General features: G+C 60.3%; 27 protein-coding genes and 1 pseudogene. 20 read left to right on the forward strand and 8 right to left on the reverse strand.

The window, feature by feature from the left end; genetic code table 11:
* From JKL45_RS25870 to JKL45_RS25880, 3 genes are all read left to right on the forward strand, one after another.
* Positions 1–420: transposase (locus JKL45_RS25870; RefSeq protein WP_201864679.1), on the forward strand; the 420-nt coding region annotated here is incomplete at its 5' end.
* A gap of 200 nt (positions 421–620) precedes the next feature.
* Entirely contained in the window at positions 621–857 is a 237-nt protein-coding gene (locus JKL45_RS25875; protein WP_201864680.1) for a hypothetical protein, read from the forward strand.
* 9 nt (positions 858–866) lie between these two features.
* A complete protein-coding gene (locus JKL45_RS25880) occupies positions 867–1541 on the forward strand; it encodes an RraA family protein (protein WP_201864681.1) in 675 nt (224 codons plus the stop codon).
* 86 nt (positions 1542–1627) lie between these two features.
* Here the strand turns inward: JKL45_RS25880 and JKL45_RS30200 are convergent, their stop codons facing one another.
* On the reverse strand, positions 1628–1762 hold the full coding sequence (locus JKL45_RS30200; RefSeq protein ID WP_246498955.1) for a transposase: 135 nt from the start codon (positions 1760–1762) through the stop codon (positions 1628–1630).
* A gap of 486 nt (positions 1763–2248) precedes the next feature.
* On the opposite strand from JKL45_RS30200, the gene JKL45_RS30205 reads away from it, so the two are divergent.
* Together JKL45_RS30205 and JKL45_RS30210 are read left to right on the forward strand one after the other, a co-directional pair.
* The gene (locus tag JKL45_RS30205) at positions 2249–3106 is read left to right on the forward strand and encodes a hypothetical protein (RefSeq protein ID WP_246498957.1); all 858 of its coding nucleotides are present in this window, start codon (positions 2249–2251) and stop codon (positions 3104–3106) included.
* Between the two features lie 212 nt (positions 3107–3318).
* Complete coding sequence (locus JKL45_RS30210; protein WP_312897038.1) at positions 3319–4227, forward strand: OmpA family protein; 909 nt, start codon at positions 3319–3321, stop codon at positions 4225–4227.
* A gap of 108 nt (positions 4228–4335) precedes the next feature.
* Here the strand turns inward: JKL45_RS30210 and JKL45_RS25890 are convergent, their stop codons facing one another.
* A complete protein-coding gene (locus tag JKL45_RS25890) occupies positions 4336–5007 on the reverse strand; it encodes a calcium-binding protein (RefSeq protein ID WP_201864683.1) in 672 nt (223 codons plus the stop codon).
* Positions 5008–5422: 415 nt separating this feature from the next.
* On the opposite strand from JKL45_RS25890, the gene JKL45_RS25895 reads away from it, so the two are divergent.
* The gene (locus JKL45_RS25895; RefSeq protein ID WP_201864684.1) at positions 5423–6133 is read left to right on the forward strand and encodes an IS6 family transposase; all 711 of its coding nucleotides are present in this window, start codon (positions 5423–5425) and stop codon (positions 6131–6133) included.
* A 318-nt stretch (positions 6134–6451) separates the two neighbouring features.
* Here the strand turns inward: JKL45_RS25895 and JKL45_RS25900 are convergent, their stop codons facing one another.
* Positions 6452–6808 carry a winged helix-turn-helix transcriptional regulator gene (locus tag JKL45_RS25900; RefSeq protein ID WP_201864685.1) on the reverse strand — a complete coding sequence of 119 codons (357 nt, stop codon included), beginning with the start codon at positions 6806–6808 and terminating at the stop codon, positions 6452–6454.
* A gap of 108 nt (positions 6809–6916) precedes the next feature.
* On the opposite strand from JKL45_RS25900, the gene JKL45_RS25905 reads away from it, so the two are divergent.
* Positions 6917–7621 carry a glutathione S-transferase family protein gene (locus JKL45_RS25905; protein WP_201864686.1) on the forward strand — a complete coding sequence of 235 codons (705 nt, stop codon included), beginning with the start codon at positions 6917–6919 and terminating at the stop codon, positions 7619–7621.
* Between the two features lie 223 nt (positions 7622–7844).
* Here JKL45_RS25905 and JKL45_RS25910 read toward each other — a convergent pair whose 3' ends face one another.
* The 4 genes from JKL45_RS25910 to JKL45_RS25925 all read right to left on the reverse strand — a co-directional run bounded on the left by JKL45_RS25910 (position 7845) and on the right by JKL45_RS25925 (position 9372).
* Positions 7845–8117: an SWIB/MDM2 domain-containing protein gene (locus JKL45_RS25910; RefSeq protein WP_246498959.1), complete on the reverse strand. Its 273-nt coding sequence runs from the start codon at positions 8115–8117 to the stop codon at positions 7845–7847.
* Positions 8118–8213: 96 nt separating this feature from the next.
* Positions 8214–8480: a hypothetical protein gene (locus tag JKL45_RS25915; RefSeq protein WP_201864688.1), complete on the reverse strand. Its 267-nt coding sequence runs from the start codon at positions 8478–8480 to the stop codon at positions 8214–8216.
* Positions 8480–8860, reverse strand: a complete 381-nt coding sequence (locus JKL45_RS30945; RefSeq protein WP_376771079.1) for a PilZ domain-containing protein — start codon at positions 8858–8860, stop codon at positions 8480–8482. The genes JKL45_RS25915 and JKL45_RS30945 overlap by 1 nt, the downstream gene beginning before the upstream one ends.
* 5 nt (positions 8861–8865) lie before the next feature.
* The gene (locus JKL45_RS25925) at positions 8866–9372 is read right to left on the reverse strand and encodes a winged helix-turn-helix transcriptional regulator (RefSeq protein ID WP_201864690.1); all 507 of its coding nucleotides are present in this window, start codon (positions 9370–9372) and stop codon (positions 8866–8868) included.
* A 194-nt stretch (positions 9373–9566) separates the two neighbouring features.
* Between JKL45_RS25925 and JKL45_RS25930 the strand changes: the two genes are divergently transcribed.
* From JKL45_RS25930 to JKL45_RS25990, 13 genes are all read left to right on the forward strand, one after another.
* Positions 9567–10796: an MFS transporter gene (locus tag JKL45_RS25930; RefSeq protein WP_246498969.1), complete on the forward strand. Its 1230-nt coding sequence runs from the start codon at positions 9567–9569 to the stop codon at positions 10794–10796.
* A gap of 206 nt (positions 10797–11002) precedes the next feature.
* Positions 11003–11284: a hypothetical protein gene (locus JKL45_RS25935; protein ID WP_201864692.1), complete on the forward strand. Its 282-nt coding sequence runs from the start codon at positions 11003–11005 to the stop codon at positions 11282–11284.
* A gap of 347 nt (positions 11285–11631) precedes the next feature.
* A complete protein-coding gene (locus tag JKL45_RS25940; RefSeq protein ID WP_201864693.1) occupies positions 11632–12423 on the forward strand; it encodes a GntR family transcriptional regulator in 792 nt (263 codons plus the stop codon).
* Positions 12424–12477: 54 nt separating this feature from the next.
* On the forward strand, positions 12478–13959 hold the full coding sequence (locus JKL45_RS25945) for an ABC transporter substrate-binding protein (RefSeq protein WP_246498963.1): 1482 nt from the start codon (positions 12478–12480) through the stop codon (positions 13957–13959).
* A 113-nt stretch (positions 13960–14072) separates the two neighbouring features.
* Positions 14073–15554, forward strand: coding sequence for an ABC transporter substrate-binding protein (locus tag JKL45_RS25950; RefSeq protein ID WP_246498965.1), 1482 nt, complete (start codon positions 14073–14075; stop codon positions 15552–15554).
* A 19-nt stretch (positions 15555–15573) separates the two neighbouring features.
* Positions 15574–16503 (forward strand): ABC transporter permease, encoded by a 930-nt coding sequence (locus tag JKL45_RS25955; protein ID WP_201864696.1) that lies wholly within the window; start codon positions 15574–15576, stop codon positions 16501–16503.
* Positions 16500–17366 (forward strand): ABC transporter permease, encoded by an 867-nt coding sequence (locus tag JKL45_RS25960; protein WP_201864697.1) that lies wholly within the window; start codon positions 16500–16502, stop codon positions 17364–17366. Before JKL45_RS25955 ends, JKL45_RS25960 begins: the two co-directional genes overlap by 4 nt.
* Before the next feature lie 7 nt (positions 17367–17373).
* Positions 17374–18165: an SDR family NAD(P)-dependent oxidoreductase gene (locus JKL45_RS25965; protein ID WP_201864698.1), complete on the forward strand. Its 792-nt coding sequence runs from the start codon at positions 17374–17376 to the stop codon at positions 18163–18165.
* Between the two features lie 11 nt (positions 18166–18176).
* Positions 18177–19070 (forward strand): polysaccharide deacetylase family protein, encoded by an 894-nt coding sequence (locus tag JKL45_RS25970; RefSeq protein ID WP_201864699.1) that lies wholly within the window; start codon positions 18177–18179, stop codon positions 19068–19070.
* Positions 19070–20626 (forward strand): gamma-glutamyltransferase family protein, encoded by a 1557-nt coding sequence (locus tag JKL45_RS25975; RefSeq protein ID WP_201864700.1) that lies wholly within the window; start codon positions 19070–19072, stop codon positions 20624–20626. The genes JKL45_RS25970 and JKL45_RS25975 overlap by 1 nt, the downstream gene beginning before the upstream one ends.
* Entirely contained in the window at positions 20616–21614 is a 999-nt protein-coding gene (locus JKL45_RS25980; protein WP_201864701.1) for an ABC transporter ATP-binding protein, read from the forward strand. The genes JKL45_RS25975 and JKL45_RS25980 overlap by 11 nt, the downstream gene beginning before the upstream one ends.
* Entirely contained in the window at positions 21611–22597 is a 987-nt protein-coding gene (locus JKL45_RS25985; RefSeq protein WP_201864702.1) for an ABC transporter ATP-binding protein, read from the forward strand. Before JKL45_RS25980 ends, JKL45_RS25985 begins: the two co-directional genes overlap by 4 nt.
* Before the next feature lie 31 nt (positions 22598–22628).
* Positions 22629–23030 (forward strand): RidA family protein, encoded by a 402-nt coding sequence (locus JKL45_RS25990; protein ID WP_201864703.1) that lies wholly within the window; start codon positions 22629–22631, stop codon positions 23028–23030.
* A gap of 680 nt (positions 23031–23710) precedes the next feature.
* Here the strand turns inward: JKL45_RS25990 and JKL45_RS25995 are convergent.
* Positions 23711–23843, reverse strand: a pseudogene (locus JKL45_RS25995) (IS6 family transposase); the annotation flags it as partial.

Here is a 23843-nt window from a genome sequence, read left to right on the forward strand (position 1 = left end):
TGCTCACGTCGCGCCACACGGCGTATCACCTGCCGGGGCTCTAACGGCGGCTGGATGAAACTTCAGTGGCAGGTCACCCCGAGCTTGATCCGCTTTCTCGGGCGGCTCATCCGGGATGCACGCGGCAAGGTGTTCCTGATCTGGGATAACCTGCCCGTTCATCGAGCCCGCGCAGTGCGGAACTGGTTAGCCGAGCGCCAGGAGCAGATTGAGGTCTTCTCCTTGCCCTCCTACAGCCCCGAGCTGAACCCGGATGAGGGCCTGAACGCCGACCTGAAGCAAGCCGTAACCCGCAAGCCGCCCGCCCGCAGCAAGCACGAACTAAAACGCACCGTCATCAGCCATATGCGCCGGCTGACAAAGCTGCCCGAGCGGATCCGAAGCTACTTCGGGCATCAGCCGCTCCGCTATGCCGCGTAGTTCAAGTTCTCCCAAGCCGGATCAATAAGTCTCTTGAGGTTAGTCCGGCACGGCTCAGAATCGGCTTACCCGTGCCGGTATTGTCAGCGCCTGCGCAAGAACTCACATTGGCTTTCTGAAATGAGGATAGAGGTGCGGCCCCTATTCATGCCCGATAGTAATCGGCTTGCCTGTTCGAATGGAGCGTGCCAGAGGGCGGCATGTTCGAGTGGATGACCGCACGCCGGCCGGGGTTCGAAACGAACGCTCTCCTTCCATTCGCTCTGGAGATGGGCGTATCCTTCTTTCCCGGAAACGTCTTTGACCCCCCCGGTCTGGTCAGTTCAAGCCTGCGTCTGAGCTTCACCGCCACCCCTCTCGATATCCTGCAGGAAGGTATTCGCCGCCTGATCCGGGCCGCCCAAAAATTTGCGGCCCTTCAGGTTGCAGCAAAATAGGAGTGAAACATGCCGACACGACTTTTTCAGCCTGAAGGCACACGCCTGCCGACATCGCTAATCAACGAGTGGCGCAAGATCCCGGCCGCCGTAGTGGCGGATCTGCTGCGCGGCACGGGGCACGTCGATGCCACGATCCGACCACTGCGCCGCTTCGGCACAAAATCATGGCTCGTCGGGAGTGCGATTACGGCTCGGTGCGAAGGAGCCGATTACGGGGCTGTCCACCACGCGATCGATGTGGCCGAAGCCGGTGACGTCGTTGTCGTCGATGCGGGCGGGCACAGCGATGCAGCGATGATCGGCGAGCTCCTGAGCGGATCCGCACGTCGCAAGGGCATCGCTGGTGTCGTCGTCGATGGTGCGGTGCGCGATGCTGGAATGCTGTCCGAATGGGCGGACTTCGCGATTTTCTCCCGTTGGGTGACGCCCCGCGGGCCCTCCTCGATGGAGCGCGGCTCGGTCAACGAAACGATCTCATTTGGAGGCGTGCCGGTCTCGCCCTTCGATCTGATTGTCGGGGACGACGATGGCCTCGTGATCGTGCCGCGCGGGAGGGCCGAGGAGCTGCTTACGCCAGCTCTTGCGCGGGTCAAAGCCGAGGTGGAATGGGAGGCTGTGCTCGCCACCGGCAGGAGCACCATTGAGGTATTCAATGTACCCAAGGCCGAAAATGCCCAGTGAGAGAGCTGTGCCATCTGCGCTTCAAAGGCAGGGCTCCGTTGCATTAACCTGGAAAGGGCACGACGAACCCAGCCAAATTGGAGTGCTCAGGCGACAAGACCGAAAAGCTGGTTCACAAGACGGATTTCGCCCGTCACACCGGTCGCCGGCAGCATACAATGACCACGCCGGATCATGCGCATGACCTCGAACCCTCTCAGGGTTGCGGAAGCTGTCTTCATTCTCTGGAAGCCGCGCGTAGGTGGCTCTGTTGCATTAACCTGTCGAGCCACAGGATCTGGTAGGTAGTCAGGACTGCAAACACGCTATGGCTTGTGCTACACGAAGTTAATGCAACAGAGCCGCCCGAGAGATAGACAGAACTGGGTTACTGAACGGTTTGCGACGGAGCCTCCCGTGATCCTCAGCCCGCAAGTTACGGACGGGGGTCAATCAATAGAGCCTGTTCATCCCTGATACAGGCAACTGTTCGTTCTATCAGCTGAATAACAGAGCCGGTTGTCAGTCCAGGCATGTGCTCGGTTCGCTTGTAGCTCTGTGGGATACTTTTATGACACCAAAGCGTCTTATCCGTCTCCTTGCGGGAACTGCCCTTCCGCTTGCTGCTTGGGGTGCTGGCATTCCCGCAAGCAGTGTAACCGGCTACCTGGTACCCGCAGCCGTTGCCGCATCGGTCCCGAATAGACAAATGGGGGAGGAACAAGACATTGGGAGAAAAGGGACTGGCCGCAGCATGGTGCTGGCTCAGGCTGAGGATCCAGATGAACCAAGGCGGCGGCGTGATCGCGGGTCGCGCGATGGGGAGCGCGGCCCGAATGCCGACGGCGAGGGCGCTGATCGGCCGCGCCGCATCCCTCCCGGCCAGCAGGGTCGCGCTAGCGATGACGAGGGAGAGCGTCCTGGCCGGAGGCAAGGACAGGAGCGCCCCGAGCGCCGCGATGGTTCCAGGCCTGCGGAAGGGTCGGAACTGCCGCGACGGCAGGAGCGCCCCGACCGTGTGGAGAGGCCCCAGCGTCCTGAACAGCTGGAACAATCGCAACCGGACCGTCGGCCAGAGCGGATCGAGCGACCGGAACGACGCCCGAGACCTGCTCAGCTTGAGCAGCCTGAACGTTCCGAGCCACCTGAGCGCGTTCAGCGTCGGGACGGCCCAGAGCAGCAAGAACGACCAGCTCGGCCAGAACGACCTCAGCGATTGGAGCAACCAGACGAGCCAGAGCGGCCCGATCGCCGGGAGCGCCGACAGCGCCCAGATCAACCTGAGCGCTCAGCCGTGCCGCCCGCTGCGGCCCCAGAATCTCCCCCGGCCTCCTCCCCGGCCACGGCGCCTCGGTTGGCACCACGAGATCCGTCACAGGAGGGAAGACCGGGACTGCGGGAACGCCGCAGCCAACCCGAGCGCCTCGCGCCATCGGAAGATACTGAACGCCCGAACCGGGACCGTCGCGATCGCACGCCAGACGCGGACACTCCGGCTTCTCGTGAGAGAACTCCGAAAGACCTGCCGGCCGAGCGACGCCTTGATGGGGCGCCCCGCGATGAACGTGGCCAGCCAGACCGGCTAGAGCGCCGAGATCGGCTGGAATCACGGGAACGGCGGCAGGAGTTGCCTGACGATGTACCGTCGGTGGATCGAGCTCCCGCGCCAGCGGCTCCTCCGATAAATGCCGCCCCCCGTAACCGGACCGGCTCTGAACAAGCCCGTGATGACTTCAACCGGCGTGACTTCGAGCGCCGTGGGTTTGCTCCCGGACCAGGATTTGGTGACCGACGGGACGTGCGAATTGATGAGCTGAGAGACCTGCGTCGCGAGCGCTCCGAGGAGGGCGGACGCCGCGTCATCATCGAAGAGCAGGACCGAGTGATTGTGCGCGAGGGCGACCGCTACACCATCCGTCATGACGAGACGGATCGCTTCCGACGCTCTTATGAAGGAGCCGATATCCGGCGTGAGCGCCGCGGCAACAATGAAGTCACGATCGTGCGGCGGCCTAACCAAGTCGAGGTCATCACCGTCCGAGATCCAGAGGGGAACCTCGTTCGACGGGTGCGGCGCGAACCTGGCGGACGAGAGATCGTGCTGATCGAGAACGAGGTCGAGCGCCGGCCCCGCGGCCGCACGATCCTCGAGGAGACTGTCCGACTGCCACCGCCGCAGATCCGCATCCCGCGCGAGAAGTATGTTGTGGAGGTGGAGAGCGCCAGCCAGGAGGACCTGTATGAGGCTTTCACAGCTCCACCTGTGGAGCGGGTTGAGCGCTCTTATACGCTGAATGAGGTAAGACGCAGTCCGGCTGTCCGTGAACGGGTGCGGCGGGTCGATGTCGACACCATCACCTTCGACTTCGGTTCCTGGGAGCTGTCGGAGGAGCAGGGGCGGGCGCTGACCGGGGTGGGGCAGGCTCTGCAACGCGCCATCGAGCGCAATCCAGCTGAGGTCTTCCTGATTGAGGGGCACACGGATGCGGTCGGCAGTGACGTTGACAACCTCACCCTGTCAGACCGGCGGGCGGAGACGGTCGCAAGTGTCCTGACCCAGATGTTTGGCGTGCCGGCTGAGAACCTCACCACGCAAGGTTACGGGGAGCAGTACCTCAAGGTGAGCACCCAGGAGCCTGAGCGGGCGAACCGACGTGTGACCATCCGGCGGATCACACCGCTCCTGCGAAATGAAGCGCGCCAGTGATGGCGCGCCACTATCCTGGCTTTGCACATCAAAGCTTTATTGCTGTGCAAAGCCTAATTGGCTAACGCGCCTCCTCTCAGGAGCGAGATGGAGGAGGCGCCAATATGATCAGATGATGTAGAGGTAGCTCATGTCGGACGCGAGACCTGCATTCCTGAGAACGACCCCTGTCTCGAACCGCCCATCAGCGTTGAGATCGGACACCAGGAAGCCTCTGTCGATGTCGGAGTTGTACAGGAACACGTGCCTGACGCTGGTGTCACCGTAAAGGAAATCGGCATCCGAGGCAGCCGTTGCGATGGATGCGGCATCTGTGCTGACTTCGCGGTAGTTGCGCGTGGTTCCCTTGATCGACATGTCGAGCGAGTCGTAAGACCGGTTCCAGTCCCTGATGGTGTCTGCTGTGCTAGTCGAGAGGCCTGAGGCACCTCTTGTGAAGACGAACACATCTTCTCCGGTGCCGCCGCTCAGGGTGTCACGTCCGGTGCCGCCGGACAGAAGATCGTCGCCGGAGCCTCCCGAGAGGTAGTCGAGTCCAGACCCGCCATAAAGATCGTCAAAGCCAGCGCTACCGTAGAGGTCGTCATGGCCGGCGCCGCCGATCAGATAGTCGTCACCAAAGCCACCATAGATCGTATCGTGATCGTAGCCACCATAGATATCATCATCGCCGTCAAAGCCTTGGATCAGGTCATCGCCGTCGAACCCGTAGATGTAATCGACGTCGTATGAGCCATTGAGATTATCGTCGAAATCGCTACCGGAAATAGTGGTCGCCATTATACCCTCAGAGGCAAGGAGCTTCCGAACTGTCTCAACAGGACACCTGTCCAAGGCGCTGTTGCCGAGTTGTGCCACACGAGTGGTAAACTCGGTGCGATGTCATGATCGAACACCGTGGCTTAATGGTGGCAGGTCGCTGCGTTCATCCGCTGTATAGATGCCGATAAGATAACCCAAGCCGAAGTATGCTTAACAGTCTATAAAGATGTGCGGAGGAATCGATGGTTCCGTCCCAAATTCGGGACAGGGACGAGAAAGAAGAAGGAGCGTTGTGAGGCGCTCATGCGACAAGCAAGTGAAACTGCGCCGCGAGTGACGGCTGCCGATTGCGCATCATGTGGACTGACCTAATGCCTGGAAAGGCATCGTCAACTTAACCGAAGAGTGACGCGGATTGAGCTATCCATGGGGCATGGAACCGACCCGTGCCGCTCGTTATGCCCGCCACCGCTTTCCTACCGAAGTGGTCAGCTACGCCATTTGGCTGTACTTCCGGTTCCCGCTTAGCCAGCGTATGGTCGAGGAGACGCTGGCGGCCCGAGGTATCCAGGTCAGTTATGAGACCGTGCGGCAGTGGGCGCTGAAGTTCGGTCAGGACTTTGCCAACAAGATCCGCCGCCGTCTTCCGGCAGCCGGAGACAAATGGCACTTGGACGAGGTCGCGATCAGCATTGCGGGCAGGAGGCACTGGCTCTGGCGAGCCGTCGATCAGCATGGGATCGTGCTCGACATCCTGGTTCAGAGCCACCGTTATGCGAAGGCGGCAAAGCGTCTGCTGCGCAAGCTGCTCAAGAAGCAAGGCATCGCACCACGCGTGATGATCACGGACAAACTGGCGAGTTACACAGCCGCCAAGAGGGTCGTGATGCCCGGAGTGGAACACCGGCAGCACAAAGGCTTGAACAACAGAGCTGAGAACTCTCATCAGCCCACCCGGCGACGCGAGCGCATCATGACGCGCTTCAGGTCAGCCCGGCAGGCGCAGCGTTTCCTCTCGGCTCACGACCAAGTCGCAAACCTGTTCCGCCGTCCTGCAAGCATTACAGCTGCCGCTCACCGCATATCCCGAGCTCAGGCCTTTCAGATCTGGAATGAGGTGGCTGAAGCTGTCGCTGACTGCTGATCTGACGGTCCTCACCAGCCCGAATTATCTCACCTCGTTAAGTTGACGATGCCCATTTGCCTGCCACCTCACGGCCGATCGGGACAGTTTCAATTTGGGATTCGTCGAACCTGGTCAAACCTCCTGGACCTCAGACGAACTTGGACGAATTCTGTCCAGAGACGAAGCGCTCAGGCATCGCTGGAAACAGGATGTCCTCTCAATGAGCAATCAAATGCTTGAAGAGGACCAGCCATTGATTGCGTACCTCACAGCGCCCTGATCCTTCGGCCTATTCACCTGAAGAGGCTGTGCGGGCAGGCATCAATCTTTTCCAAATTACTCCACGAAGGTCGTTTGAAGAGCGCCAGCATCGACACGATCCGAATCCCCGGTTCCCTCCCACCATTCGCCGAGGGCGTCGATCAGTGGCACAAGCCGAAGGCCTGCTGGCGTGAGGTCATACTCGACACGCAAGGGATAGCCCCCAAATTCCGTGCGGGTGACAACTCCCGCGTCTTCCAGCTTACGGAGCTCGAAGGTGAGCATCTTGTGCGAAATCGTGGGGTTGTCCCGGCGAAGGTCGCTGAAGCGCTTTGTCCCGTCCTTGAGGTAGTAGATGAGCAGCGTGGGCCAACGGCCACTGAGGACTTGCATCACCTCTTCGATAGGACACCGTGAGACCAGTTTTTTCATGGGCAGCTCGTGGTTACAAAAAGGTGCGTAATTTACTTACCGTCAGCGCCGCGTAAGTTCCAGCCTCGCTGCGCAGCGTGATCAGCAGAAATCATGGAGAATAAGAGAATGGAACCTACTCTCATTTATGGCTTCCCTCTGGGAAGTTCCATGGGGCTTGTTGCGGCTCTCGAATGGCTGGGTAAGCCCTACAGGCTTTGCCGAGTGGACATGCTGGGCGAAATGCGCGAGCTATCCTATGCCCGGATCAACGCTCGGCACGAGACGCCTGCCCTTGTTGACGATCAGGGCAGGATCCTGACAGAGACGATGGCGGTCGCCTCCTGGCTCGAGGCCAGGGATGCTGATCGGCGTATCAGCTTCGACCTGCTCTCCCACCAGGCCGATCGCATGCATCAGATCATGGCTTACGTGAATACGGGATTCACCGCTGCGTTCAGTCCCCTTTGGGCCGCACTCGAGATGGAACCGCCGAACCCGACGCTGCAGTCAACGCTCCGGGAGTGGGGCCGAGACAGGATCATCGAGCGTCATGACAAGCTGGAAGACATGATCGAGGAAACACCCTTCCTGGTCGGCGACAAACCGACCCTAGCAGACGCGGTATTCATCGGCGTGGCACGCTGGCTCGACTTCCATGCCATTGCCGATAGGTCACGTTGGCCAAAGTTGGCGGCCTTGCGGGAGCGCCTCGAAGCCGATCCCGCGGTGATCTACGCGACCACCTTGGAAAATGGCGAAAGTCGACAGGGAACGGGCTCCTGCATCGGGCATGTTCCCCTCGCAGAGGTGATCTCCCGGTTCGGCAAGTAGGATCGAATCGTTCTCGAAGATCCGCCGGTCACCTCAGGACCAGCCAACTCCAACGAAAAAGCCCTGGCCGAGAGTGTAAGGGCTCTCAACCAGGGCCAGGCTCCACGCTTGGGGGCAATGGAGATTGTTCGGGCTGATACGCAACGCGCCCGGTATCCTCATAGTGAAACAGCCAAGCTTAACAACTAGTGGAGGGACAACAGCCTGCCCTAAGCCAGGGTGATTAGGCGAGATGCCGGGCGAAGTGCTTGTTCATCTCGAACATGCTGACCTTGTCCTTGCCATCAAAGACCGCCCGCAGCTTGTCATCCGCCAGTATCTCGCGCTTGTTTGCCGGGTTCTGCAGATTGTTCGCCTTGATGTACTCCCACACCTTGCTCACCACTTCCGTGCGGGGCAGGGGAGACGAGCCGACGACGGCCGCCAGCTCATTCGAGGGTTGCAGCGGCTTCGCCAGGGCCGGGTTCGGCTTCTTGGCTGCTTTCGCTTCGGTCATAGTCAAACTCCTACAATGTGCCCGTCATAGGCGTGCGGAATGGGGCGCGACCATGACGAGCGAAAAACTAACAGTCTCTTAATGAGGCCTGGCCATTCACCGACGCCGTTTGGGTGGCGACTTCGCCATCATCTGTCGCATGGCTTCTTCAGCCTGTGCTCTAGCCCCTGCATCATGATTGAGGCTACGCACCTCTGAGGGCTCTTCCTGCTCCTGCAGGCCATTCTGGCGGGCCCGCCACTGCTTCGCCTGGGCGGCTGTTGCCGCCGCGTTGGCCAGCTTTTCCAGCCGATCGAGTTCAGGTGTACTGGCTGGAACCTTGGTCTCTGATTGCTCTTCCTCGTCGCGTGAGCCGCTCGCCATCAATGATCTCCTCGGTCAGTTTGTCTTCTTCCATGCTCGTTGTGCTGTGGCCAAACGAAAGTCACTCCGTATTGGTCCTCTCGGTTCCAGATCACCTGGGCTTCGCCACCTAGGTCGAGGCTTGGAACCGTCAGCACGAATGCAGACGAAAGTTCGATGCTTCCAGCATAGGTCAGTTGAGCCCCGCCCGCAGATAGGTTCGTCACGGTGCAGTATTGGGCTGAAGAACCGGGCACAAGCACAATCTGGGCGCGTAAAACGGTCTCCCGGCGATGGTGCCAGCGCTGATCGCTCTCATCTGACATGGGTTGCTGTGCCGGTGGCCGCCTGCATTGAGAACACCGTGAGAGAATAGCGATCGAATAGCCGCTTCGTTCCATGCAATTCAAGAAGGCTTGCTGCGGGATTTCCGCAGTCTCTCTGCAGGTCGCGGATGGAGTGAGCCTTGTTGGGGTACTTTTAGAACCACGGCGTGATCCGGACCGACTGGCCGTCCGTCCGCTGTCCGAATTTCGAGCTGTATCGCTTGACCAGTATCGCGTTCGACCAATCTCGAATGCTCCTCGCCTGGTTCAAAGAGATACCGTTCGCCCCACTGCCGGAGGGCGACCATTACGGGAAACAGATCGCGACCCTTGGGCGTAAGATGATATTCTTGATGTGTGCCCCCATCCGCGGGTGCGACGACTGTGAGAATGCCGCGTTCGCTGAGCGTGCGCAGCCGATCCGATAAGATGTTCTTCGCGATCCCCAGGCTCTTCTGGAACTCGCCAAAGCGGGTCAACCCATCGAATGCATCGCGAACAATCAAGAGCGACCACCAATCTCCAATCACATCAAGTGATCGGGCACTTGGGCAGTAGTCGCCTCTAAGGCTCGTTCTTTTTACCATCGCCTTCCTCGAACCCGGCGGGCGGCATTTGCCAATTCGGTTGCATCATAAAACCATGTTTGCTATCGATCAAACGGTTTCATCATGCAACCGTTTTGGTAGAGGAACCTGTCATGCCCATGGAAAACAATGTGGCGCTTGCCGGCGCTGCAAACGATGACGCACGCGTTCACACGGTGCTGCAACCAGGAGAAATGGAAAGCGCTGCCACTGAAGCCGAGTTGGAGCCTGCAGCATCACTATCTCGCTCTGTGATCCTGCTCTTTGCGATCGCGAGTGGCCTCGCTGTTGCCAATGTCTACTTCGCCCACCCTCTCCTCGATATCATGGCCGATGATCTTGGGCTGTCCCGGGCGACCACGGGAATAATCGTTGCCGTAACCCAGGTTGGCTACGGGCTGGGTCTCATTCTGCTAGTACCCCTGGGGGACCTCATCAACCGGCGGAGACTTGTGATCGGGCAATCATTCCTCTCGGTCCTTGCCCTCGTCGCAGTTGGCCTCTCCTCAAGCGGCGGAATGCTGCTGGCATCAATGGCAGCCATGGGACTGCTCGCCGTCGTCACACAAGCGTTTGTTGCCTATGCAGCAAGCCTGGCCCAACCGTCTGAACGCGGTGCGGTTGTGGGTGTTGTAACGAGTGGAGTTGTCTTGGGGATTCTGCTTGCCCGCACAATTGCTGGCACGCTTGCCGACCTGTCGGGGTGGCGGATCGTGTACCTTATCTCCGCCGCCCTGACACTTGCCATGGCGGTGCTGCTTCACAAGGCCCTGCCAGAACAAGGGAAGGTCGAGAAGAATTCCTACCCACGCCTGATCGCATCACTCTTCACTCTTATTGTCCAGGAGCCTGTGCTGCGCATTCGGGGTGTTATCGCGATGTTGATCTTCGCGAACATCACGACGCTCCTGACGCCCTTGGTACTTCCCCTGAGCGCACCACCATTCTCACTATCGCATACGGAGATCGGCCTCTTTGGTCTTGCGGGTGCAGCGGGCGCGCTTGGCGCCGCCAGGGCAGGACGCTGGGTTGACCGCGGGCTTGGTCAACGCACCACAGGCGTAGGGCTGGCGCTCATGCTGCTGGCTTGGCTGCCAATTTCATTGTTGCCACACTCTATCCTGTGGCTTGTCGTAGGGGTGCTCGTCATCGACTTCGGGTTGCAGGCGGTTCATGTCACCAATCAGGGCATGATCTATCGCATCCGGCCTGAGGCACAGAGCCGTCTTACGGCGGTGTATATGGTGTTCTACTCGCTCGGAAGCGCACTAGGCTCATCATCGTCTACAATGATATACGCTTATGTCGGATGGAACGGGGTGTGCCTGCTCGGAGCAACGCTAAGCGCGATGGCGTTTGTATTTTGGGCCGTCACCTTGCCTATCACACCGGCTATAGCCACTCAGGCGACCCGCAGCTCTTGATCGTTTGGTAAGAGAAATAGCCCGCCTCAGAGGGTGAGGCGGGCTGATGCGCGCTTTGAGATGGCTATCCTGTGCGAGCGTCTTCACCAGTTCATAAAACAGAAAAACACGTTAACTTTGCCTTAACCATAAAGGTCTGAGGTAAGCCAGTGCGGAAGATACATCCTGGCTTCAAAGCTCTAGCCATCCTCCTGGGTCCTGCCTCTATGATCATCGGCCATCAGAAGATTACTGAACATTTCCAGCAGGATATAGCGGCCCCCTCCTATGCTGCTATCATCCGGCAGGCGTATGTCTACTGTTCCGAACTGCCTCAGTTGCAGCGGCATGCCCGCTGTGACGAATATCTGGGCTACTTCGAACAATGTGCCGCCCAAACCGATCGCTGTGATCCGCGCTCGGTCTACGAGGTTCTGATCCGGTTGAACCTCCCCCCAGTCCCGATGGGAACTCGGAGGATGGAAAAGATTGCGGTGAGTGACGACTGAGCGCGGTTCTGTCGCAAACTCGGTTTTTACTGGCCTATACTGTCGAACTCGCGCTGACTGGCCACTGTAGAATCAACGGATTAGCCCCGCCGCCATGATCGAAAATCGCGCTGAAGAATACCTATACTTCAAGTTTGCGACAGAACCGGCGTAGCGAGGGGTCCGGATCGATTTCATACCCTGGCTTATGCTCAGGTGCAGTCACTGTGGCGTTAACCTGACGAGACCTTAGCCGGTCACGCGCAGTCGCGGCGCCGCATTCGGTTGAACAGAGTGCCCATCTTTTAGCCTTGTGAGATGTCACAAAGCATCTTGTGCGATGTTACAAACCATGCTGACCTAGTGTCATGTATGATCGGTCCTCGCCCTTCACGTCGCCTCAACCCCCTGGCCCAACGGCCAAAAGTGCGGTGGCGCTCCAAGTGCTTCGCCATGCAGTCCTAACCTGCGAACTCGCCCCTGGGGCGGCATTCTCTGAAGTAGAGGTCGAAACCCGGTATCGGCTTGGGCGCGCTGGGGTCCGAGCTGCCTTGCAGGTCCTCGTAGCAGAAGGTTTGGTCGCTCCGCTGCCGCGGCAGGGATGGCAGGCCAAGCCGATCACCGGCGCCTTCATCGGCGACGTGATCACGGCGCGGCGCCAAGCTGAGGCGGCGATTACGTATGTAGAGCTGACCGCCTCCGAACGTGAGCGCGTCCAAACGCTTGTCACGCTTGCCGCGGCGCTTGCAGGACGGCAGGACCCGCAAGCCCTCGTCACCGCGCGCGTGACCGATCGGCAAATCCTCGACATTCTCGCGGCTCGTACAAACTGGTTCCAGAGAAAATGGCTTCGCGAGCTCTGGGATCATTCCCAACGCGTAGTGAGCTTTCTCGAGTCGGGAGAGGTTCAATACCGACCCCTTAGCCGCGAGGGTCTTTTCGAGGCGCTGGCCGCATCGGATCACGCCGGCGCGACTGCGGAGATATTGCGGGAGGTCGACCATTTGGAGACCTTCGTCTCATGCGCCCTCCTGCGCCATCCGGACGCCGTTTTAGGCCAATCACAGAAGCGCAGCGCCCGCCGGTCCCGGGTGCAGAAGCTGACAAGCTCGGCAGGAAAAGGATCACGGGGCGAACCGCGGTCTACGGTCAAATCATGATTGCTCAGGCAATGCACCAGAAGGAGACCTGACATGGTGAGACGAGGAAGAGGATTGGCAGCTGTTGTTCTGGGGCTGTGTCTGGCGGCTGCGCCCGGCGCGCTGCTGGCGAAGGAAAAGCTGACGGTCGATCTGGTCAACGAGCCGTCGTCGCTGGACCCGCACGTGCAGTGGAACCCGGACAGCTACTATGTCTATCGCAACATCTTCGACAACCTCATCACGCGCGATGACAAGGGCAACATCGTTCCGCAGGTCGCCACGTCCTGGAAGTACCTGTCGGATACTGAGATCGAGTTCACGCTCCGGGACGACGTGACATTTCATGACGGCCAGAAGCTGACGGCGGAGGATGTGGCCTTCAGCGTGCAGCGGATCACCGACCCGAAGTTCGCCAGCCCACAGCTTGGCCAGTTCAACAAGATCATCAAGGCCGAGGTGACGAGCCCAACCACGGTGAAGCTGACGACCGATGGGCCTTACCCGGCGCTGTTGGGCCAGCTTGTGAAGCTGTCGATCGTGCCCAAGCACTTAGTGGACGCGGTGGGCAAGGACGCCTTCAACCTGAAGCCGGTGGGCAGCGGCCCGTACAAGTTCGACGGCTGGCAGCGCGGCGTGCAGGTGACCCTGACGGCCAACGACAAGTACTGGGGCACCAAGGGCCCGTTCGCCAGCGTGGCATTCCGGGCGGTGCCGGATGCGGCAACCCGGGTGGCGAACCTGCAGGCGGGCACGAGCGATCTGGCGGTCACCCTCGACTCTGACCTCGCCGCGCAGCTCAAGAACTCGCCCAAGGCCAAGGTGCTCTCCGTCCTCACCGAACGCGTGGCTTATCTGCGTCTCAATCCGGCAAAGCCGCCCTTCGACAACGCCAAGATCCGCCAGGCTGTCGCCCACGCCATCGACAAGGAGGCAATGGTTGAGGGGGTCCTCGGCGGCTACGACAAGCCGGTGCCACAGATGCTCACCCCAGCCCATGTTGGTTGGGTCAACGACATCGAAGCGCCGTCCTATGATTCCAAGAAGGCACAGGCCCTGGTGAAAGAGGCAGGCGAGGGGGGCAAAGCCGAGATCGAGCTCGCCACCTCACCGGTATTCGATCAGCGCATCGTTCAGGCGATCCAGCAGATGCTGAGCGAGGCCGGGCTCAACGTCAAAATCAATATGTCCGATATGGCGAGCTATCTGAAACGCGCTCAGGGCGGCATTGATGCGACCCCTTCCTTGAGCTTTGGGCGATGGTCCTGCTCGTGCCAGGATGCCGACGGCGTGCTCTTCCCGCTGCTGCATAAGAGCAGTTCCTGGTCCGTCTACCGCAATCCCAAGGCCGATGAGCTCCTGGAACAAGCGCGGCAGTCTCTCGACGACAAGGTACGGCTCGCGGCTTACCGCGGCGTTCATGAGATCGTCGCGCAGGACGTTCCGCTCGTTCCGCTCTATCAGAGCGCGGCGATCTACGGAGCGGCGAAGGAGCTGGAGTGGCAGCCCTCGCCGAGTGAGAGCCTCTTCCTGAACCGGATGACGTGGAAGGACTGAAGCATGCAGGGAGGCGCCCGCCCTCCACGGCAATGACGGGTGAAACAAAGCAAACCAAGAGGTGATCAACACATAATTGAAGGAGACCTGACATGGTGAGACGAGGAAGAGGATTGGCAGCTGTTGTTCTGGGGCTGTGTCTGGCGGCTGCGCCCGGCGCGCTGCTGGCGAAGGAAAAGCTGACGGTCGATCTGGTCAACGAGCCGTCGTCGCTGGACCCGCACGTGCAGTGGAACCCGGACAGCTACTATGTCTATCGCAACATCTTCGACAACCTCATCACGCGCGATGACAAGGGCAACATCGTTCCGCAGGTCGCCACGTCCTGGAAGTACCTGTCGGATACTGAGATCGAGTTCACGCTCCGGGACGACGTGACATTTCATGACGGCCAGAAGCTGACGGCGGAGGATGTGGCCTTCAGCGTGCAGCGGATCACCGACCCGAAGTTCGCCAGCCCACAGCTTGGCCAGTTCAACAAGATCATCAAGGCCGAGGTGACGAGCCCAACCACGGTGAAGCTGACGACCGATGGGCCTTACCCGGCGCTGTTGGGCCAGCTTGTGAAGCTGTCGATCGTGCCCAAGCACTTAGTGGACGCGGTGGGCAAGGACGCCTTCAACCTGAAGCCGGTGGGCAGCGGCCCGTACAAGTTCGACGGCTGGCAGCGCGGCGTGCAGGTGACCCTGACGGCCAACGACAAGTACTGGGGCACCAAGGGCCCGTTCGCCAGCGTGGCATTCCGGGCGGTGCCGGATGCGGCAACCCGGGTGGCGAACCTGCAGGCGGGCACGAGCGATCTGGCGGTCACCCTCGACTCTGACCTCGCCGCGCAGCTCAAGAACTCGCCCAAGGCCAAGGTGCTCTCCGTCCTCACCGAACGCGTGGCTTATCTCGCCATGAATATCCAAAAGCCGCCGGTGAACGATCCGAAGGTGCGCGAGGCGATTGCCTATGCCATCGACAAGGACGGGCTCGTCGAGGGCATTCTCGGCGGCTACGACAAGGCCGTCCCGGAGATGCTCTCGCCGGCTCATGTCGGCTGGGTCGAGGGGATCGAGCCACGGGGCTATGATCTTGCCAAGTCGAAGGCGCTGATCACGGAGGCGGGAGCGAAGGCCAAGCAGCCGATTTCGCTCCTGACCGCCCCCGTTTACGACCAGCGTGTCGTTCAGGCGATCCAGCAGATGCTGACTGAGGCCGGCCTTACGGTAAACATCGAAATGACCGATATGGCCAACTGGCTCAAGCAGATGCAAAGCGGGCCGGATTCGATCCCTCAGATGGCCTTCAGCCGCTGGTCTTGTGCGTGCCAGGATGCCGACGGCGTGCTCTTCCCTCTGCTTCATTCCTCCAGTGGCTGGGCCAATGCGCAGGATCCAGAGGTCGAGCGCCTCCTGGTTGAAGCCCGTCAAAGCCTCGACGAGAAGAAGAGACTTTCGCTCTACCGCGCGGTTCATGAACGCATCGCCAAGGAGCTTTTCCTCGTCCCGCTCTATCAGGTTGGCATCATCTACGGCGCGGCGAAAGGGCTTCAATGGCAGCCCACGCCAAATGAAAGCATGTTCCTGAATCGCATGACCTGGAAAGATTAAACGGGGCCTCGGATCACCCATGCGACGCTTTCTTCTTCGGCGCCTCGGGCAGGTTATCGGCACAATCTTCGGTGTCGTGACGCTGATCTTCTTCCTTCAACGGCTGACCGGTGATCCGACCTACCTGCTCGTCCCTGAAACGGCGACCCAGGCCGATATCGACGCAATGCGTGCGGCGCTCGGTTTCGACCGTCCGCTTATCGTTCAATACCTGGCGTTCCTGAAACAGATCGCCAGCTTCGATCTGGGACGCTCCGTTATTCAGAATGTGCCGGTCTGGGATATTATCGCCTCGCGCCTGCCATATACCCTGCAACTGGCGGGAGGCGCCCTGCTGGTCGCATGCGGTTTGGGGATCCCTGTCGGGATCATACTTGCCCTTTATCGGGATCATCCAGCTTCCCGGTTGCTCGCGAGCGTCGTTCTGGCGGCGCAGAGCATGCCGACCTTCTGGAGCGGGATCATCCTGATCTTGATCTTCGCCGTGACCCTGGGCTGGCTCCCTCCATCGTCAACCGGCGGCATTGAGCATCTGATCATGCCGTCGATCGCGCTCGGGCTCCTGAGCATGGCAACCTTTGCCCGCATTACCCGCACTTCGCTGTTGGATGAACTTTCCAAGGAATATGTCCGCACAGCTCGCTCCCGGGGCGTGCCCATGGGACTGCTTCTTCGACGGCATCTCGCCCGAAACGCCTCCATTCCCGTGATTACCGTCGCGGCACTGGAGATTTCCAATCTTCTCGCCGGCGCCGTCATCGTCGAGACCGTTTTCGCCTGGCCTGGCCTCGGGCAGGTCACCGTGCAGTCGATCCTCGCTCGCGATTTCCTCGTCGTGCAGGGAATTGTCTTGCTGGGTGCATTCGTCACGGTGGCTCTCAATCTTGCCGCCGATCTTCTCTACAGCGCAGTTGATCCCCGCATTCGCCTCGATGGGAGCCGCCGATGACCTCCGCAACTGCATCGGCCCCGCTGCTACAAGCCGGCAAGCCGCGCCGTTCGATCATGCGATGGGTGCCCGTCATGCTCATTGCCCTCTTTGTTTTGGCGGCCATTTTCGCGCCTGTGTTGGCACCCTACGATCCGAACAGCCAAAATCTCCTGGGCCGAATGAGGCCGCCAGGAACCGTGTCTCGCAACTTCCACTATCTGCTCGGCAGCGATGAGCTCGGCCGCGACCTGCTCACGCGATTGATCTACGGGGCTAGGGTGTCGCTTTTCGTCGCCATTGCCTCGGTTATCCTGTCCGGCGTTGTCGGTGTTCTGCTCGGGATGCTGGCGGGATATCTTCGCGGCTGGGTTGAACTGGTCGTCATGCGCCTTGTCGACGTGTTCCTGTCGATTCCGGCGATCCTGCTCGCTATCATCACGGTCGCGGTCCTTGGCACGGGACTCGTGAACGTGATCGTCGTCCTGGCCCTGACCCGCTGGCCGCGGTATGCACGTATCGCTTACGGCCAGACGCTGAGCGTCGCCAACATGCCCTATGTGCGGCTCGCCGCCTTCATGGGGGCCTCCACGCCGCGCGTCCTCCTCCGGCACATCCTGCCCAATATCATCGGGGCCGTCACTGTGGTGGCAACTCTGGAATTCGGCCTAATGGTCCTGTTCGAGGCGGGGCTGTCGTTTCTTGGGCTGGGCGTACAGCCACCGACGGCGAGCTGGGGTGCCATGCTCAGCTCGGGGCGAAACTATCTCGCCACTGCGTGGTGGATTGCCACCTTCCCGGGTCTCTGCCTGTTCCTGCTGATTCTCGCCGTTAATCTCATCGGCGACGACCTGCGCGATCGCTTTGATCCCCGTTCACAATGAGGCTGTCATGGACTTTTTCTCCGATCTTTCCGGTAAGCGCGTGGTCGTCACAGGTGCCTGTGGGGTTGTCGGTCGCTGGATCGTCGACGCTTTCGTGGCGGCCGGCGCCGAATTGTGTCTCACGGACGCGCAGGAGGCCGCGCTTAGCGCCTATGCCGGAAAAGTCTCGCTCGGCACCGGCGGCTTCGCTCATCCGGCGAACCTGACCGACGAGGCGTCGATCGAAGGACTGATCAACGAGATCGGCCGACGCTGGGGCGCCGCCGATGTTCTGGTCAACAACGCCGGAATATATCCAAGCGGCTTCTTGCTCGACATCTCGACAGCCGAGTTCGATCGGATCTTCTCTGTGAACCTCCGGGCACCGTTCATCCTGACCCGTGGCATCGCGCGACAGATGATCGAGAAGGGCATCAAGGGTTCTGTCATCAACATTTCGTCCGGCGCCGCGCGCAAGATGCGACGCACGGTCGTGCCTTATTGCACCTCCAAGACCGCTCTGGACCGACTGACCAAGGGGTTTGCCATTGAACTCGCGGAGTTTGGCATCCGGGTGAATGCCCTTGAGCCAGGCTTCGCCGCCGGTAGTTCGGTGAGCAGCCTCACGGACGAACACATCAACAACACCATCGCGGCTATCCCGCTCGGCCGGCCCTCGTCGCCGTCCGACGTGGCGAACGGCCTGCTTTATCTCGCGAGCGACGCATCCTCTTACGTGACCGGGGCCACGCTTACCATTGATGGCGGTAACTCGATCGGCTCGCTTGCCGTCCACCAAGCAAAGAAGCATCCGCTGTGAGTGATAGCACCATGACCCAGTTCTCCCGGATTCCGTACGAGTGGCCCACGGGCAAAACCAGCGCGTTCTGCTTTACTGTCGACGTGGATGCGGAATCCCCGCTCCTTTGGAACATGAAGAGCGAAACCACCGCTCGCGTCATCGGCCAGATGGAGCAGCGGCTCTTCGGGCCGCGGGTTGGGATCTGGCGCATCCTCGAGCTTCTGGATCGGTTTGGAATCAAAGGCAGCTTCTTCGTGCCGGGCGTGGTGGCGAAGAACCATCCCGACCTTCTTCCAGCCTTTGTCGAGCGTGGCCACGAGATCGGCCTGCACGGATACTTTCACGAGATTGTTTCCCAAGTTAGCGACGAGGAGTTCACAGGCGCCCTGGAGGCCTCGCTCGAGGTTTTCCGTGCGCAGGTCGGGGTCGTTCCGAAGGGCTTCCGCTCGCCGGCCTGGGAAATGACGCCGCATATGCTCAGCGAACTGAAGGGGCGCGGCCTGTACGACAGTTCGCTCTCAGGTTTCGATCATCCCTACACTATCGACGACGTCACCGAAGTACCGGTGCAATGGGCCATCGACGATGCCGTTTATTTCAAGTTCGTGGGCGGCGGGGCGGATTCCTGGCCGCCCTCAGCGACGGGCCCGATCCTCGACAGCTGGATCGACGAGTGGTCGATGCTGCACAAGGAAGGTGGCCTCTTGATGCTGACGATCCATGATTGGATTTCGGGCCGGGCCCACCGCATCCTCATGCTCGAGCGCCTTCTCCAGCGGGTCACAGCAGAGCAGGGGGTCTGGATCGCGACGGTAGGCGAAGTGGCAGCCCACCATGCGGCATCGGCTAACGCGGAGCGTTACAAGGTGCCAGTGCAGGCGCCGGAACTGATCGCCGAGGCACGCTTCGGAAAGGGACGCTGATGCAGACTTTCACCCTTCGCAGGCCGGAAGTGCGTTCCCCTCACGGTTTAGTTGCCGCACAAAACCGCTATGCCGCAGAAGCGGGCGCCGCTGTCCTGGCCAACGGCGGCAATGCCATGGATGCCGCCGTCGTGACGGCTCTCGTTTTGAGCGTCGTGGAGCCTTGGCTCTCGGGCATCGGAGGTGGAGGGTTTCTCCTCCACGCCGATGGGGCAACTGGCACCGTTCATACTCTCGATTTCAACGTGATGTCCCCGCAGACCCTCGATCCTGCAGACTATCCGCTTGCGGGAGCGAAGACTGGGAACTGGTTTGATTGGCCCTCGGTTGAGGGCGACCGGAATATTTCGGGCTACGGCTCAATTTGCGTCCCAGGCGCGGTCGCCGGGTTTGCGGAAGCGCTGTCACGGTTCGGGACGCTCTCCTGGTCGGACGCACTTCAGCCGGCAATCGAGCATGCAGAGCGTGGGTTGGAGGTAGACTGGTTCACGTCCCTTTCCCTCGCCGTCGAAGCCGCAGCCTTGGCGAAGTATCCGGCGACTGCGGAGATCTTCCTCGACAATGGCCGGGCCCCTCGGGCCAGCGAACGCGAGGCGGTGCACTATCGACCAATGCGAAACAAGGCAGAACTCCTCAAGCGACTTGCTGCGGCAGGTGCGCGCGACTTCTACGAGGGTGAAACGGCGCATTTGATGGTCGAGGACTTCAGGGCGGGAGGTTCCAGGATCGAGGCGGCTGATCTGGCGGCTTATCAGACCTACTGGCGGGACCCTCTCGTCGCCGGGTACCGAAACCTGGAGGTCAACGCGATCCCGGGCTTAAGCGGAGGTCCCACTTTCGTTGATGCCTGCGGACGGCTCGTAGCCTATGATCTTTCGGCCAAAATTTCCATGGCGGATGCTGCTCTGGCTTACGCGACTGTGATCCGTGACGCCTACGAGAAGCGCCTCACGACAATGGGCCATGCAGCCACGCCTGAGGCCGGATGTACCAGTCACCTCAGCGTCGTGGATTCCAGCGGCACAATGGTTTCGCTCACCAACACATTGTTGTCGCGGTTCGGTTCCAAGGTCGTGCTGCCTGGGGCCGGCATTCTGATGAACAATGGCGTCATGTGGTTCGATCCGCGTCCGCATCAGCCGAACTCGATCAAGGGCGGCGTACGGCCGCTTGCCAACATGTGTCCGCTGATCGTGAAGAGGGACGGCCACCCCGCCCTCGCCATCGGCGCAGCCGGCGGGCGAACAATCTTTCCCACAGTTCTTCAGATCCTCTCCTACATGGTCGATCGCGGTCTTTCCTTGGAAGACGCGTTTCACGCGCCGCGCATTGACGCCAGCACGCCGACGATCCGCATCAATGCCAAGGCGGATCCGGCCGTTGCCGCGACCGTCGGTACACGGTACCCGGTTGAGATTGTCGAGGACACCCTGTACCCGGTGAACTTCGCAATTCCATCCGCTGTGATGCGGGCGGGAACAGAAAACATAGGCATGGCCCATCCGACCAGCCCTTGGGCTGCCGTCGCCATTGGAAGCGCAGCCGATGATGACTGAAACCCCGCCGCGCGACTGGACTCCAGTCCTGGCGATCAAGGATCTCCGGATCCAGATCGGCGGCCTCGACGTGGTTGACGGCGTCTCGCTCACAGCGGGCAGGGGGCGCATTCTCGCTGTCGTCGGCGAAAGCGGCTGCGGAAAGAGCCTGACGGCCCTCTCGATCCTGCGGCTTCTGCCGAAGGCTGCCAGGATCGCTGGCGGCCGGATCGAGTTAGAAGGAATGGACCTCGCGCATCTGTCCGAGAAGGACCTGGAGGATATCCGAGGCAACCAGGCTTCAATCATCTTCCAGGAACCGATCGCGTCGCTGAACCCATTGATGCGGGTTGGTGCGCAGGTGGAGGAGGCGCTGCGCCTCCATCGCGGCCTCTCGCACGCGGAGGCACAGCGCGAGGCGCTTGCAATGCTTGCAAGCGTCGGCATTCCTGACCCGCAGAATCGAGCGAGGCAGTATCCGTTTGAGCTCTCCGGCGGTATGTGCCAACGCGTGATGATTGCGGCGGCGCTAATCTGCCGTCCGCGACTGCTCATCGCTGACGAGCCAACCACCGCCCTCGATGTGACGATCCAGGCGCAGATCCTCGACCTGATGAAACGCCTGCGCGATGAAGTCGGCACCTCCATCATCATCATCACCCATGACATGGGCGTCGTAGCCGAAATGGCAGACGACGTTGCTGTCATGTATGGGGGCAGGGTGGTCGAGCGCGGGCCTGTGGACACCATCTTCGCGGCGCCGGCCCACCCCTATACCTATCTCCTGCTCGCGACGGTTCCCCGTCTTGACGGGCGACGAAAGAGCACGTTGAGGACAATTGAGGGCATTGTTCCCGGCGTCGATCAGTGGCCGCAGGGTTGCCGGTTCCGCAGCCGCTGTCCCCTGGCCACCGACGTTTGCGCGCGCCGTCCGTCTCTGGATCCGGTCGATGCGATCGGGCATGCCGCTGCCTGTTGGCACAAAGATCGTCTGAGGGAGATTGCATGACGAACCCAGGCTCACCTCTCCTCAGCGTGCGCGATCTCAAAATTCACTTCCCTATCCGCGGTTCACAGGGTGGAGTGGTCAAAGCCGTCGATGGGATTTCTTTCGATATCCCGTCCGGACGCACGGTCGCGCTGGTCGGCGAGAGCGGTTGTGGTAAGTCCACAACCGCCTACGGCATCATCGGACTTGAGCCGGTTACCTCAGGATCGATCCAATTCGAAGGGCGGGAAATCGCCCATCTCGATAAGCAGTCCAGGCGGGCCCTGGCCACCGATATCCAGATTGTATTTCAGGACCCAAGCGCCGCATTGAATCCGAAGATGGCGATCGGCGACAGTATCGGCGAGCCGCTCGTAATACAGGGTTGGCGCAGGGACAAGCGGAAGCAGCGGGTTCGTGAGCTCCTCGATCTAGTCGGGCTGCCTGAGGCCTACGCAGAGCGGACGCCGAACGCACTTTCCGGCGGACAACGCCAGCGTGTGGTGATCGCCAGGGCTCTCGCGTTGTCGCCGAAGCTCCTCGTCCTCGATGAACCCGTCTCTGCGCTCGACGTTTCAATCCGCTCGCAGATCCTCAACCTTCTCATGCAACTGCAGAAAGAACTCGGGCTATCCTATCTGTTCATCTCCCACGATCTGTCGGTGGTTCGTCACCTAGCCGATGATGTGATCGTCATGTATCTCGGAACAGTGGTCGAGGAAGGTGGGGCTGAGGCATTGTTCGAAGCGCCTCAGCATCCGTATACGCAGGCGCTGATCTCTGCGATTCCCTTACCCGATCCAAAGGCCCAGCGCTCGCGCGAGCGCATCATCCTCAAGGGAGACCTGCCGAGTCCGCTCAATCCGCCCACGGGCTGCCCCTTCGTTGGTCGCTGCCCCATCCGGATTGAGCCATGCGGCAATATCCGCCCGTCGCTGCAACCGGTAGCGAGCGGCACCCGTGCTGCATGTCTGGTGCGCGCGCCCGTACCGCTGGCAGCTTGAACCCTTATCTACCGTTTAGGAGCTTGAGGTCATGATTGAACGAAAGAACCCGTCCAACCTCGCTCCGCCGGTTGGACGCTACCATCATCTCACAGGGATTCCGGCCGGCAGCGACATACTCGCGATCGCCGGTCAGGTGGGGGTGGATGGGAAGGGACACCTCCCGGATACCGTCGAGGAGCAACTCGCCAATGCCTTTGCGAACGTCACACGCATTCTGCAGAGCGAGGGTCTTGATCATCGAGCCGTGTTCAAGATCAACATGTGGCTTACACAGCCAGTCGAGCGCGAGCGTTATGTCGAGATCTGGCGTGGGTTTCACGGTGACGAGCCGCCAGCCTCAATGTTCGCCTACGTCTCTGCTATGATCCGCCCAGAGTACTTGGTGGAGGTGGAAGCCTGGGCCGCGCGGCCCACCAAAGAAGCCATATGACCTTTACGGAAAACGCCGGATAGGCGTAGCCGAGCCGAGCGGTGACGAACTGTGCCGAATACAACGGGTTCTATCTCAAGGTCGAAGTATGAACACTTTTCAGCGTGATTTTTGGACACGCGGGTGGTGCTACGTCGTTGATTCATCAGCAATCGATCAGAGCGGTCTCCCCAGTATAGGCAAGTAAAAACCGAATTTGCGACAGAACCGTTCGTGCGGGTACTTCTAGCAGTTTCGCATCATCTGCATACCCGCCTGCCGCCTACCCCGGCTTAGAGGATTGCTCACTAGATGCTTAGCTGCAAGTTAGAACTCGGAAGGGACATAGACGTGAACGTGAACTCAAACATGACAGTCGAACGGCCAACTTTTGTGACGCACCTGGAATGCTCCTGGACCGGACAGCCTTATGAAGCCGACAGGCCGCACAATCTGTCTGACGCCGGAAAGCAGCTGCTGGTCCGCTATGATTTGCCGTCCATACGTACCGCCCTCAGCAAGGAGGTGATGTCACGGTAACGTTTGGTCAGAGGCTTGTGTCTTAAGAGCGGTGGCATGACCAATCCTGTCAGCTACAAGCGCCACCGGTTTCCACCTCAGATTATTGCTCATGCAGTCTGGTTGGGTTCTGTCGCGAATCCGGCACACAGACGAGAAAGGATCAGATGCTTATGGAGATCTCATGCGGCGAGCCGCTCGAACTGCTCTGCCAGTGAAGGGTGCGGATTGCATGCACACTTCGCCTGTCCTTTCCGCATCATGTGAACCATCTCAATGCCGCTCAAGATCGTCCGAGCGGACGCCACCGACTTG

Source organism: Microvirga soli (assembly GCF_016734765.1).
GTDB classification, from domain to species: domain Bacteria; phylum Pseudomonadota; class Alphaproteobacteria; order Rhizobiales; family Beijerinckiaceae; genus Microvirga; species Microvirga soli.